Origin of the sequence: Natrinema sp. LN54, assembly GCF_052439245.1 — an archaeon.
Taxonomy (GTDB): domain Archaea; phylum Halobacteriota; class Halobacteria; order Halobacteriales; family Natrialbaceae; genus Natrinema; species Natrinema versiforme_A.
The window spans coordinates 29,142-42,102 of sequence record NZ_JBQVRP010000005.1; the positions used below are offsets into that span (position 1 = coordinate 29,142).

At 56.9% G+C, this 12,961-nt stretch carries 11 protein-coding genes; 7 read left to right on the forward strand and 4 right to left on the reverse strand.

From position 1 onward, the window contains the following. The first annotated feature begins 5 nt into the window (after positions 1–5). The 3 genes from ACT4ML_RS15470 (at position 6) to ACT4ML_RS15480 (ending at position 2,133) form a co-directional block, all read left to right on the forward strand. On the forward strand, positions 6–899 hold the full coding sequence (locus ACT4ML_RS15470; RefSeq protein ID WP_444721670.1) for a prenyltransferase: 894 nt from the start codon (positions 6–8) through the stop codon (positions 897–899). Positions 900–1,015: 116 nt separating this feature from the next. Next, complete coding sequence (locus ACT4ML_RS15475) at positions 1,016–1,675, forward strand: methyltransferase domain-containing protein (protein WP_444721671.1); 660 nt, start codon at positions 1,016–1,018, stop codon at positions 1,673–1,675. A gap of 254 nt (positions 1,676–1,929) precedes the next feature. Beyond that, a complete protein-coding gene (locus ACT4ML_RS15480) occupies positions 1,930–2,133 on the forward strand; it encodes a PadR family transcriptional regulator (protein WP_444721937.1) in 204 nt (67 codons plus the stop codon). Between the two features lie 302 nt (positions 2,134–2,435). Here the strand turns inward: ACT4ML_RS15480 and ACT4ML_RS15485 are convergent, their stop codons facing one another. Then, positions 2,436–2,612, reverse strand: a complete 177-nt coding sequence (locus tag ACT4ML_RS15485) for a hypothetical protein (protein WP_444721672.1) — start codon at positions 2,610–2,612, stop codon at positions 2,436–2,438. A 918-nt stretch (positions 2,613–3,530) separates the two neighbouring features. Between ACT4ML_RS15485 and ACT4ML_RS15490 the strand changes: the two genes are divergently transcribed. After that, positions 3,531–3,671: a hypothetical protein gene (locus ACT4ML_RS15490; protein WP_444721673.1), complete on the forward strand. Its 141-nt coding sequence runs from the start codon at positions 3,531–3,533 to the stop codon at positions 3,669–3,671. Positions 3,672–3,713: 42 nt separating this feature from the next. Here the strand turns inward: ACT4ML_RS15490 and ACT4ML_RS15495 are convergent, their stop codons facing one another. Continuing rightward, positions 3,714–7,187, reverse strand: a complete 3,474-nt coding sequence (locus ACT4ML_RS15495; protein ID WP_444721674.1) for a PAS domain S-box protein — start codon at positions 7,185–7,187, stop codon at positions 3,714–3,716. A 251-nt stretch (positions 7,188–7,438) separates the two neighbouring features. Between ACT4ML_RS15495 and ACT4ML_RS15500 the strand changes: the two genes are divergently transcribed. After that, complete coding sequence (locus ACT4ML_RS15500) at positions 7,439–7,657, forward strand: hypothetical protein (RefSeq protein WP_444721675.1); 219 nt, start codon at positions 7,439–7,441, stop codon at positions 7,655–7,657. A 182-nt stretch (positions 7,658–7,839) separates the two neighbouring features. On the opposite strand, the gene ACT4ML_RS15505 is transcribed toward ACT4ML_RS15500, so the two are convergent. Further along, the gene (locus ACT4ML_RS15505) at positions 7,840–8,559 is read right to left on the reverse strand and encodes a DUF2270 domain-containing protein (protein WP_444721676.1); all 720 of its coding nucleotides are present in this window, start codon (positions 8,557–8,559) and stop codon (positions 7,840–7,842) included. Between the two features lie 358 nt (positions 8,560–8,917). Between ACT4ML_RS15505 and ACT4ML_RS15510 the strand changes: the two genes are divergently transcribed. Together ACT4ML_RS15510 and ACT4ML_RS15515 are read left to right on the forward strand one after the other, a co-directional pair. Then, positions 8,918–9,118, forward strand: coding sequence for a hypothetical protein (locus tag ACT4ML_RS15510; protein WP_444721938.1), 201 nt, complete (start codon positions 8,918–8,920; stop codon positions 9,116–9,118). Between the two features lie 198 nt (positions 9,119–9,316). Continuing rightward, positions 9,317–10,744: a sodium-dependent transporter gene (locus ACT4ML_RS15515; protein ID WP_444721677.1), complete on the forward strand. Its 1,428-nt coding sequence runs from the start codon at positions 9,317–9,319 to the stop codon at positions 10,742–10,744. An 800-nt stretch (positions 10,745–11,544) separates the two neighbouring features. Here the strand turns inward: ACT4ML_RS15515 and ACT4ML_RS15520 are convergent. Further along, complete coding sequence (locus ACT4ML_RS15520; RefSeq protein WP_444721678.1) at positions 11,545–12,777, reverse strand: hydroxyacid-oxoacid transhydrogenase; 1,233 nt, start codon at positions 12,775–12,777, stop codon at positions 11,545–11,547. Positions 12,778–12,961 lie beyond the last annotated feature (184 nt).

The following is a 12,961-nucleotide window of genomic DNA, read 5'->3' on the forward strand; positions in this document are numbered from 1 at the left end:
GTAGAATGAGTAATGAAATTGCCTCAGATAGTAGACGAAGTGCATCGCGATATAGTAGACAGTTCAAAGAAATCGTCCGGTTGTCTCGGCCCCACCACTGGGACCATCTGACTGTTCCAGTAATCTTTGCAGTTCTGTACGCAGCTGACTCAGTCACTCAAGTTTTTTCTCCAATTGCTCTCTGGTTTATCCTCTACTGTTCAGTCCCGATGAATCTCTTCGTCTATGGGACTAACGACATCTTCGACACGGATACAGACAGTTTAAATCCACGAAAAAATGACACGGATGGTATCGAAACGGTATTCAAATCGGACACTACCATCGTGGCTACCATCTTCAGTAGTGGTCTCTTAGTCGGGACAGTTGCCCTGGTCACGACTTCACCAAGAGTCCTTCTGCTCCTTGCTGCATCAATGCTTCTTATACTGGCGTACAATGCTCCGCCGCTTCGCTTAAAACAGGTTCCGTTTGTTGATTCGATAGTCAATGGCGGGTTCTTCCTTCCCGCCGTCGCAGCATATGTCGCGATCAGCGGGTCCTATCCCCCACTCGCGGCTATTATAGGGTTCTGGATGTGGGCCATGGGGTATCACACCCTAGCCGCACTCGTCGACCGCAAGCCCGATGAGAACGCAGGACTCCAAACGATTGCGACCGTCCTCGGAGAACGACAAACACTCGTGTACTGTGGCTGCGTCTGGTTTATCTCAATGTTCCTTATCGCCACGGTAAATGTAATCGGTGGACTCCTTTTTCTCATCTATCCCGCTCACATCCTGTATACAGCCACTACGGATATTGAGCTAGCTGATGCCCTCTCGTACATGCCAAAATACAACTGGATCGTATTCATCCCGATCACTGTCTGGGGTTTCTGGACGGTTGTGGGACAATAAGATGACATCCCCCGATATTCATGCCGGGGATTCCCATACCGTGTTGGGATAGCAGGGCTGGATGATCAGTAGATAATATAGCCGAACTTATGTTCTTTCAATATAAACTGCCAGCAATGAAACTCCTAGATAATAAGAAGAGAGCTCGAATCTTCTATAAGTACCTCTCGAAAGTATACGATCACGTGAATAAGGTGAATTGGAACGACGAGATGCGTTCGGAAGCGCTCGGGTGGCTAGAATTTGGTGACAACGATAAAGTACTCGATGTCGGATGTGGAACTGGCTTTGGCACTGCTGGATTACTGGACCATGCCGAAGACGTCTATGCGCTTGACCAAAGCATCCACCAGATGGAGAAAGCTTTTGAGAAGTTCGGAAAGCATGACCAAGTGAACTTCCACAGGGGCGACGCTGAACGGCTTCCCTTCGCGGACAACACCTTTGATATCGTCTGGTCTTCTGGATCGATCGAATACTGGCCACACCCAGTGCAAGGTCTCAAAGAAATACGCCGGGTGACGAAACCAGGCGGGCAGGTGCTTGTCATCGGGCCAGATTATCCGTCCAATCCGATCTTGAAACGTATTGCTGACGCTATTATGCTGTTTTATGATACGGACAAAGCCGACCAAATGTTCACCCAGGCCGGCTATACAACGTTCCAACACCATATTCAGCAAGCCACATCTCGAAGCCCTCGCGCGATCACGACCGTCGCACGTGTGCCTGCTGAAAAGAGACAAACCGACGAGTCCATCACTGCCTCGCCATAATCATCGCCGGGTGGATTGCTTGCTTTCAGCACCCGCAGCAGTCGAACGTCACCTGTCTTGACGTGCCGCATCCAACCACAACCGTTCCAACTGTACGTCACGAGACCCGTGCTTGCTTGATTCTTGGCTCGACAGAATGTTGCGTGATAATAAGTAACAGATCAGTTGAATAGATACTGTCTAGTTGAGCTAGTTTGAGAAGCGAGACACGTTCCGGGTGAAGCCAACGCAGCAACTGTTAACAGGCTTACAGACTGGCGAGAGAGCTACCAGGGTACTACGAGAACGAGATCCACCACGGGCGGCTGTATCCTAACCTCGACGAGGTCGTCGACAAGTGTAAAGTCGATCGTCGGACGAACTACTACATGATCACAGCGCGTGGTCAACGCGAACTCGAAGCCCGTCGAGAGTGGGAAGACCAGTACGTCGGTGATGTCCTCTCAGATTCGAAGTGAGACGGCACGGCCGCCGGATTCTGTTCTTCCTGAGCAACAGCGGTATCCGGCCAGTCATCTCGTTGATGGTCGCCAGCGGAATTTTACATGGCCAGTGGGACGATTCTTGCTCACTCGGAATCGGGGCGACGTTGATATAGATCTGGACGAACATATTCACTGTCGCGTTCTCCTGCGCGACACGGAATCAGCACCCGTACCCTACCCCAACCATGTCCTGTATCCGCCCGGCGGCCATCCCCCTGTGCCCATCCGGGCGGCCTTTTGAGGTCTTCTCGAGGCAATCAGATGCCGAGCGATAGCTATCCTATCTCGAGCGTGTCGACGGGCCCCGCGGGCTCAACGTCGTGATCGACGAGGCGATCAGCGGCCAACTGCCACGCCTGTTCGGCGAGTTCGGGATCGGCGCTCTCGTAGTGGACTGAGAACTCGGTCAGTGTGACGGCGACGAGGAGGTCCCCCTGTCGTTCAGTGAGCATCGCCGGCGTTGACCACGGCTTCTCGTATAAACTCACGCATCGGAGAAACGCCAACAGGGGGATGTCAGCGTTTGAGCCCCCTCCCCGTTGAGATGTGCCTCTAGGGGTGGATCCGAGATCGAAACAATTTGGCCATTGACATCACGTCGGAACGTAATCGATCTCGGAAGGCGAGGTACTGATGTCTCGGAATGGACCGGTTGTGGGGAAACGACTTGGTCCTCTCCCCTCGCCATTATCATCTCGAGTCCGTTTCAGAATAACTCCACTGGCCATATAGGCAGGTTACAACGGTGTTACCAGCGAATGAATGGAAGAGGTGTCTTGTTGACTTGTCAGCCGATTCGTCGCTGTCGTCTTTCTGTTCCCCTTCTCGAGCAGCGTCGGTATCCGGCCAGCCATCTCGCTGGTACTCTCCTAGGTGTTCGGAGTTGACGTGCTTGCTCAAATTCGGCCATGAGATGCGCGGTGACATCGTCCAGCGAACAGCTCGTCCGAAAGCCAGTAGAGTCAGACAGAATCTCCCCGATATCCCCCTCGATCCTCACCGAAAAAACTAGATTCCCCGCGGTTCTTGTCCGGGATGCAGGCAACCCGGAACGGCCAACTAGGTAACGCTCAAGGTCATCGCCACCTCCCTATACGGGAAGTCGACTACGGATGCGACATAACGCATGTTCCGCTTCGGGAAGCGCTCCTGCTCCAGCTGCAATCGCAACGGCGAAATATGCCGGCGAGATCGTCTCGACCCCCATCAGGGACGCGATCGTCCCGACGATACCACTCGCGATCAAGACGAGTCCGGCCGCGTACCGGAGTAGCTCACTCACTCTACCCATGTGGGTACATAGCACACAAATCAAATTCAGAGTATCGCTTCCGATCAGGACAGACGAACGTTGAGAATGGTGATACACGATGAGCGACGACCTCGATCCGATCTCACCCCGAGAGGCAGTCGACCTCTCCGTCTCACACCTCGAACGCGAAATCAGCGCGAAGACGCTCCAGAACCACAAGTACCGTCTCAACGCCTTTGTCGAGTGGTGTGATACATAGTGGGAGCGTATACCCGCGTCTTCAGGCGCGGGTGGCGGTCAATCATTCAACTGCCGGAAGCGTAAACGAGAACGTCGATCCCTCACCGGGTTCGGAGTCTACCCGAATCCTGCCGCCGTGACGCTCAACGATACGCTGACAGAGCGCCAGTCCGATTCCAGTCCCGGAATGCTCCTCACGACTATGGAGCCGTTGGAATACCTTGAAGACGCGGTCCTGGTCGTCGGGATCGATGCCGACACCGTTGTCGTGGATTGAAATCTCCCATTTCTGTCCCCGCCGATCAGCTTCGACGTGGACTTTCGGTTTCTTGTCTCCACTATACGTGATCGCGTTACTAAAGAGATTTTGGAAGACTTGGCGCAATTGACTGTCGTCACCTTCTACGTGGGGAAGATCCTGGGTTGTGATTTGAGCGCCACTCTCGGCAATCTGTATCTGTAGATCTTCCTGTACCTCTGCAACGAGATGATCCAAATCAACCGGCTCAAGCGGGTCTCCCAGTGTATCTACTCGCGAGTACTCGAGGAGTCCGTCGATCATATCGCGCATGCGATCCGCGCCGTCGACGGCAAACTCGAGGAACTCTTCTGCGTCATCGTCGAAGTCATCACTATGCCTACTTTCGAGGAGTTGGAGATAACTCGAGACCATACGAAGTGGCTCTTGGAGGTCATGTGAGGCTGCATATGCGAACTGTTCGAGACGTTCGTTCGATTCCTCGAGTTTTTCGACAAGTTCCGCGAGTTTTTCCTCACGTTCGATCTGCTTGGTAATGTCCTGAGCGAAACTCAACCCCGCAAATATCTCACCGTTAGCGTCCCGCAGCGGCGTTGCCCATACCTGCCAGCGTCGGCCAACAACAGTGGCTCGGGTACTGCCGGTCTCGCCGTCCTCAATGGCTGCACGGAACAGTGGCTCGAGGTCTTCGACAACCTCGTCCGGGTAGAGATCCGGCATCCTCGATCCCTCAACTTCTTTCACACTGGGAGCAGGGTCTCCGATTAGTTCACCTGCCGCCAACGAATAGCGGAGATCGAAGTCATAGACGCCAACGACCCCGTTCGGGAAGTGTTCTGCCAACGTTCGATAGAGTCGTTCGGACTCAGCGAGCTGGCGTTGGGCTTCCTTCCTCCCGGTGATATCGCTCAACGTCACCACGCCGCGGATCACATCGCCAGTATCGTTCCGAATTGGCATCCCTTGGAGTTCAACGATCCGATGCTCATCGTCGGCAGCTTCGATCTCGAAGATATCGGGTTCGGTGACCTCCTCGCCGTCCAGTACGCGTGCGAGGGTCATCTCTTCGGGCGGAACCCGCTCGCCTGAGTCGGCCCACTGCACCGGATACCGTTCGTACTCCTCAACGGAGTTGGCGTCGAATACGTCTCCACCCCAGATCTGGTGTGCGGTATCGTTGGCTTCGATGATTTCACCGTCGGCCTCCGCGACGACGACGCCAACCGGAAGCACCTCGAATAAGGTCTCGAGTTCGCGTTCGCGTTCCTTGCGTCCAGTGATGTCTTGAGCCGCCCCGCGGAACGAAACGACATCCCCATCGTCATCGACCTCTGGGACACCCTGCAGCCGAAGCCAGCGGATCTCATCGCCGTGCGTTCGGATCCGCACCTCTACGTCGAAGGGCTCGGCTGTGTCGAGCGCTTCCTCAAGGGCGGTCTCGACGATCGACTGGTCGTCTTCATGGTACATATCGATCGCTTCGTCGATCGATGGTTCCTCGTCGTCGGGAACCTCCAGCAGATCGAAGATCTGCTTGGTCCAGAACACCTCCTTCGTCTCTGGGTCGATCTCCCAGCCACCGACATCCGCGATGCGTTGGGTCTTATCGAGCAGGTCGTGTGCCCGTTCGAGTTCGCGTTCGCGTTCCTTGCGTTCTGTGATATCGGTTACCGCACCGTTCAATCGGACTGGCTCGCCGTCGTTGTCATAGATTACTTTGCCACGAGCGACTACCCACTTCACGTCCCCCTCTGCATCCCGAATCCGGTACTCCGTCTCGAGTTCACCCGTTTCTTCGACGGCCCGCTCGAGCTGTTCCCACGTCTGTTCCGTATCTTCTTCGAGGATCGGTTCGTAAAACTGTTCCATTGGTCCGCCCTCCACGGCCTCGTCTGGATCGATGCCGTACGACTCCGCGAGATATTCATCTGCAGTGACGACGTTTTCTCGAATATCCCACGTCCAAAGTCCGACGGACGCAGCCTTCGTTGCCAGTTCCAGTTGCCTCTTGGTCTCCCGTAGGTCTTTCTCGCGCTTTTTGCGCTCAGTAACGTCACGTGCAACGGCGAGTACGTACTCCTGCTCCAATTTGACGAGGGAGACATTGACCTCGACTGGGAAGGTGGTTCCGTCCTTTCGTCTGTGTCTCCCATCAAAGGTCACCTGATCCTCGGATCTCAGATCCTTCATAAATGACTGCCACTCCTCTCGGTCAGCGATTTCGGTCTCGACATCGGGTACCGAGAGCTGCAGTAGCTCCTCTCGCGAGTAACCGCGTTGTTGACAGGCCGTCTCATTAACGTCTAAGAATTGACCAGTGTCCGGATCGGTTACCAATACGCTGTCGTTAGAGTGATCGAGTAGCGTCCGAAAGAGTTCGAGTTCCTGTTCGCGCTCCTTTTGTTCTGAGACGTCCCGGAAGTAAATCGAGAGACCCGACTCGGAGGGGTAGGCGTGAACCTCGAACCACATGCTGAGTGGTGGATAGTACTCTTCGAACGATGTCGGCTCCTGTGTTTCCATCGCTTTCCGGTACTCTTCCTCGAACGTCGTTCCGAGCGCTGGCTCGAACGGATCCCAGAAGTTCTTCCCGACCAGCCCTTGGTGCTCTGGGTCGAGTATCTCTGATCCTCGCTCGTTGACGTACGTAATCTCCCAGCTCGGATCTAATCCGATGAACGCGTCCGTGATTCGATTGAACGTCTTCTCGAATTCGCTCTCCCGTTCATCGAGTCGTTGCTTTGTTTTCGTCTCCTCGATCGCCGCCGCAAGGACGTTTGCGACGCTCTGGACGAAATTGGCATCGTGCTGTGTGAACTCACGTTGTTCGGTCGTGTGCGTTCCCAGTACGCCCCACGGGTTCTCGACCGAACCGATGATGACGCTGATTCCGCTTACAACGTCATGATCGGTGAGCAGTTCCGGCCCGGAAAACCGGTCTTCAGTCCGGAGATCATCGACGAGAATTGGTTCCTCGGATAGCAGCGTATAGCCTGCCTGTGAATCCAGATCGGTTGGCACCGTTGCGTTCCCGACGACACCGTCTTGCCATCCGACGCCCTGTCGAAGAAATACTTCATCATCACCAGGGAGCAACTCGAGGACTTTCGCGTATTCGTTGTCGAGTGTCTTAGCGACCGCGACTGAGGCGTCATGCATCAACTGATCGAGGTCGTCAGTCTCGAGTGCCTGCTGCCCGAGTTCGGCTACGACCTCCTGTTGACGGATGCGGGTTCGAACTTCTGGGTCCACATCCGTTCGAGGAGATGAAGTCATTTACTGTCAATATTAGATGACACGTTATAAGGGCTTCTGAGAAAGCTGATCAAATCCTCTCGAGCGTGACAAACAGAGGAAAACAACTGTATCCGCCATCGCTAGTTCGTCCATTTGTTGGAAATTGTGATTTTCCGGGGACGGCGACCTGTGTCTCACAGAGGCATTCCACCATCACACTCTTGATCTGCTTGAGCGGATCAGTTCGACAGCGGCGGAGAGTATCGACATCGTCGACGAGGTGATGATAGATGAGTGATCCCGAACTCCTCTTCGAAATCGTCGATACGCTCGAAACGGCGGACTCCAATCGTGACGAGTGCCAACTCTACCAAGTGATCGATATCAAAGTACTTGAGCAACTCGTGAACCCGGCCGGTCCACACGCTCGTCTCGAGATCGGTTTCTCAACTGCTGAGTTTCGGCTCTGCGTGACGCAGTCCAGTATGCAGGTTCTTCGTTCGGAGTAAGAAGACAGTTGAGGATCCCTTCCTCTTCGTCATTGGAACGGATTGTTAGCGATCAGTGGCAGGTGATTCGCGGCCTCTAATCCGACTCCACGATTTCGTAGAACCTCACGTTCGTATCATCAGGTCACATCAATGAGATCATAGTCGGCCATCTTAGGTTCCGTTCAGTACAGCGAACGGAGTCATCGGTCCGTCTCTTTCCAGTCATCCGTGTCCCCTTCACGGAATTCACCCTTGGCGTGGCGCTCGCGGGGCCAGAAAGCGACGGCCAGCAGTACGACGTAGAACGCGCCCACGACGGCAACCACGGCGATCCCGGGGAGACGGGCGATTCCAGCGGTCGTCAGCCAGTCTTGGCGCGGCGCGAACGCTGTAATCCTGAAGATCCACGCGACCACGAGGACGCTGATCAGCGCGAGGTACACGCGCCGGAGCCGGTTCGCGAGTGCCTCGGCGACCGAGACCTTCAGCGTCGGCCTGCGATAGTCCCTGCTCAGTTCCGCCCGCCAGTCGTGACTTTCGGTGCCCTGGGACGGATCGAGAGCGTTTGCGAACAGATTCTCCTGGATGACTCGAGCGCGAGAGCGAAAGACGTCGTAGTCCCGGTACCGCCGCGCTTCGATGCCCAGAAAGATGGTGACGACGACGATCCCGATCAGCAAGATGTAGTGTGGGTTATCGGTACTCGAAAACGCCCATGTCAGGATCGCCGCCATCAGCGTCACCGCCCACGTCGTCGACTCGTCGAGGCGCTGCCGCCACGTCCCCACTCGGTCTATCTCGCCGCGATAGGCGTGGGCCATCACTGAACCGAGTCCCGTACTGTCGTCGACCATTTCGCGGCCGATCTCTCGTTGGTCCGGTGCTGATGGGTCGAACTCGTCGTTACTCGAGTCGGTCATAGAAGAGAGACATCACCTCGCTCCATAAGCAGTTGTGGTGATGACGTACTCGAGCGTTATGGACTAGAGACCGTCAAATAGTGCGCACGCTTAGTTATCGCGGCATTCAGTCAACCTCTGAGTGAATAGAAAATGATGAAGCAACCTTTCGACTCAATTCCCGTTGGGTTGCACGTCGACAGAATCCGTTTCCCGAATGTGCACATGAGTCGTGACTCGTCGTGTGCATATCGTGAGTCGGTCCGTTATTTGAGCTGTCGTTCGTATCTGGATAGCCGACATATTCCGCCGATTTTGGACCGAAATGGGCCGTTCAGTGAGCCGAAAAAACGAGGATTTCGGGGACGTGTGTACGAGTATGCGAATCAGGGCGGACGGCGACTATGCAGTTTGTTCAGGCTCTCGTCAAGTCCTTGAACGCGACGACCTCACACTCAAGCAGCGCTGGGAGATCGCTAAGACGCTGTCGACACGAGCGGTGACATTCGAGGTCAGTACCGAATCGTCGCCGAGACTGAGTGAGAGTTTCCTCTCAGTACTGGCTGCTGGATCTGAGTAAGTGTCGCACGAAGAGATGCGGTGTCTCGAAAAACGCCGGCCAGAGACCGGCATTAGAGCCCCCAGCCCTCAAGTACTACGTGTGCGAACTGACCGGGTTACGCGTCGTGTTCAGAGTACCTGATTCCATGTCACCGCGAATGAACTGAGTCACCGATAAACAATTCTTATGCGCGCCGAGTCGATTCCTTGAGACAGGATGGTACGTGAGAGTTGGGCGAGTCGCGCCGGATTCATCTTGGCCGCGGTCGGAAGCGCGATCGGACTGGGGAACATCTGGCGATTTCCCTGGATGACCGCGGAGAACGGCGGGAGCGCCTTTCTGCTGTTGTATCTGCTCATCGTCCTCGTCGTCGGGGTGCCGGGATTGCTGGCCGCATTCGTGATCGGGCGACGGTCGAATCGGAACCCAGTGGGGGCGTTCAAATCGCTCGCCGGATCGCGTTTCTGGACGGCGTTTGGCGTGCTCTGTGTCGTCACCTCGATCATGCTGATGTCGTTCTACAGCGTCGTCGGCGGATGGATCCTCCGGTACTTCCTCGAGAGCGCGACGGGTGCCTATTTCGGGGATCCCGAAACCCACTTCGCGGCGATCAGCTACGGTGCCGAAGCGTTCGGCTACCAACTCGCCGTCCTCGCGGCCACGTCTCTGATCGTCGCCGCGGGGATCAGACGCGGCATCGAGGCGACGACGAAGGTGATGATTCCCGGTGTCGTCGTGTTGCTCGGCGCACTCGCGATCTGGGCGGCCCAACAACCCGGCGCCGCACAGGGATACGAGTTCTACCTCGAATTCGACGGTGCCTACCTCGCGGAGAACTTCCTCTCGGTACTGGGAGCGGCCGCCGGCCAGGCGCTGTTCACTCTCTCGATCGGCAGCGGGACGATGATCACCTACGCCTCCTACGTCGAGGACGACCGCTCGCTGCCCCTCGACGCCTCGGCTATCGCTGTGTTCAATCTCGGTATCGGAATCCTGGCCGGACTCGTGGTGTTTCCGTTGCTGTTCTCGTTCGCGTCGGGCCCGACTGAGGGCGGCCCCGGTGCCCTATTCATCGGGATCGCCGGCGCGTTCGCGAGCCTACCCGGCGGGCGACTTCTCGGCGCGGCCTTCTTCCTCGTCGTTCTCCTCGCAGCCCTGACGAGTCTAATCAGCATGCTCGAGATTCCGGTCTCGCTGCTGGTCGACGAGTTCGACCTCGAGCGCTCGACGGCGACCGGGGGTCTCTTCACGCTGATCGCGCTCACCGGCGGCGTGAACGCGTTCAGCCCCGCGGTGTTTACGCTGTTCGCGGACCACCTCGTCGATCTCCTCTTGGTGCTTGGCCTGACCGGGTTCATGGTGTACACGGCCTGGGTCCTCGGTCCGGCCGCGATCGAGGAGTACCTCGAAGGTGCGGGACAGCTCTCACGCCCACTGGCGGTCCCGTGGCGATACGCGATCGGGACCCTCTTCCCAGTGTTTCTCCTCTTTACGTTCTACGCTGATGTCGCGGCCCTAGTCGGGCTCTCAGCGGGAACGGGACTGGTGTTGGTCGCGGCGCTGCTGACAGTGATGGCGCTCGTCTTAGTGGCCCGCCATACCGTCTCTGAAAGCCGACCGCAACCGAGCGAGAGTTCGGACTGACTGAGACGAGTCACTCAGTGCGAACCAAACGTTTGCGCTATCGCTCGGAAGACCCAGAGCGTCTTCCGTGATGACGAACGGTGCGAAGCGCCTGTCGAACCACGAGCGCAACGGAGTCGCGCCCTCGGCGAAATTTCGAGAGAACGAAGCCCGCTCAGACTGGGTGATTCCGAAGGAATCGCTTCCAGTCGGGTGTCAACGCCGTCCGACGATTTCCTTTGCGGCGGTTATGCTCATTTCGGTGCTACTGAAGCGCCGATAGACTACTCCCCTCTATTGAGCAACTGGTTCAGCGCAGAGCGCTCGGAACAGGGGGAGTCGGTTACTAGCCCCGTCTCCTGTACTTACCGCTTGTCGGATAGTCACAGAATAGGTAGGAGGCCCCTTCTGTAATAGTATCTATATAAGGGGTACCGAAAGATGTGGAGACGGTGACGGCGTGACGAGCCCTGTAGTACCATCTAGTCCGTACGCAGTTGAAACTCGATCAGAGAACCATACCAATCCCACTACTTCAGGATACACGTCCGAGACGTGAATTTCTTAGTCATTATCGTCACGGCTGCGACAACCATCGAAACATCGGTAAACGCTAAGAGCAATTAACTAGATATTGTAACTATTGAATATAGACAGATCTCTCACATAGTAACATATCTGGGGTTTCGATGATCCTCGTCTGCTACCTTCTCGTTCGATGCGTCGATCAGACGGAGGTGTAACTGTCGATCGATCCTCGGTCGACGCTACTCATCGGTCCGTTCCTGAAACCACACGCAGGTCTACCGTCTCGAGCGACCTCACAGCGCGTTTTCGAAGATCGACTCGAGGTCCTCGGTCGTGACGCGTCGAGGGTTGCCGACCAGCAGTCGCTGGATCTCCTCGGTCTTCTCGGCCAACCGCGGGAGGTCGTCCTCTTCGACACCGAGTTCGGCGAGCCCTGAGGGGATGCCGATATCGGCCGACAGCGCTTCGACCGCTGCGGCGGCGCGGTCGGCGGCCTCGCGGTCGCTGACATCCTCGACGCGCTCGCCCATGAGGTCGGCGATGGTTGCGTAGCGGCTGAACGCCGTTGACGAATTGTACCGCATGACCGAGGGGAGCAGTGCCGCGACGGTGACGCCGTGGGGCGTGTGGTTCTCGCCGGCGACCGGGTAGGCCATCGCGTGGGTCGCGCCCAGCCCGGCATTGGTGAACGCGATGCCGGCGAGGAGACTGCCCAGTGACATATCGCGGCGCGCCTCGACATCCGAGCCGTTATTCACTGCCTGACGGAGGCTCCCGCTGATGAGATCGATCGCCTTCTCGGCGTAGAGGTCGGTGAGCTGGGTTCGGCCGCCGTAATCGGCACGGTCGCCAGCGTGAGCCGGTGTTTCTTTCGTATCGAATCGCCGGGTCGTATACGCCTCGATTGCGTGCGTGAGCGCGTCCATCCCGGAGGAGGCGGTGATCGCCGGCGGCAGCGACACCGTCAGTAACGGATCGACGATCGCCAGATCCGGATAGATGTGGCGACTCGAGATGCCGACCTTGAGTTCCCGGTCTGGAAGCGAGACGACCGCCGCGGGCGAACTCTCGGAGCCGGTTCCGGCGGTCGTCGGAACGGCGAAGACGGGGATCTCGGAGTCGGGAACCGGTCGGCCGCCGCCGACCGGCGGCGCGACGTACTCGAGGACGTCTCGGTCCGTCCCGGCGAGCGCGCCGGTCACCTTCGCTACGTCCAGCGAACTCCCGCCGCCGATGCCGACGACGCCGTCGGGGTCGCTGTCGGCGGCGGCCTCGAGCGCCGACTCGTAGACATCGATGGCCGGATCCGACTCGACGCCGTCGAACGTCGTCACGTCGACGGTCTCGGGAACCGACTCGGTGGCGTCGTCGACGATCCCCTGTTCGCGGAGTTGTTCGTCTGTGATCACGAGGAGTCGCTCGACATCGCGGGCCTCGAGTTCGTCCCCCAACTCGGCGGTCGATCCGAGTCCGAACTTGATCTGGTCCGCAATAGCGAAATCCCACACCGTATCTGGTTCGTACATCCGTGTTGGGACGTAACGAGACCGTCCACTTAATTCTACATCTGTGCGACCCCTCGCCGCGCGTCCGGTATTCCCGAACGCCGGGTGAAATTACAAACGTATACGTGTAATATATTGTAGCCGCCACGCATATTTCGCCGTCGAACGGCCTGATCGTTAGCAAATCTATATCAATACCCGTCGG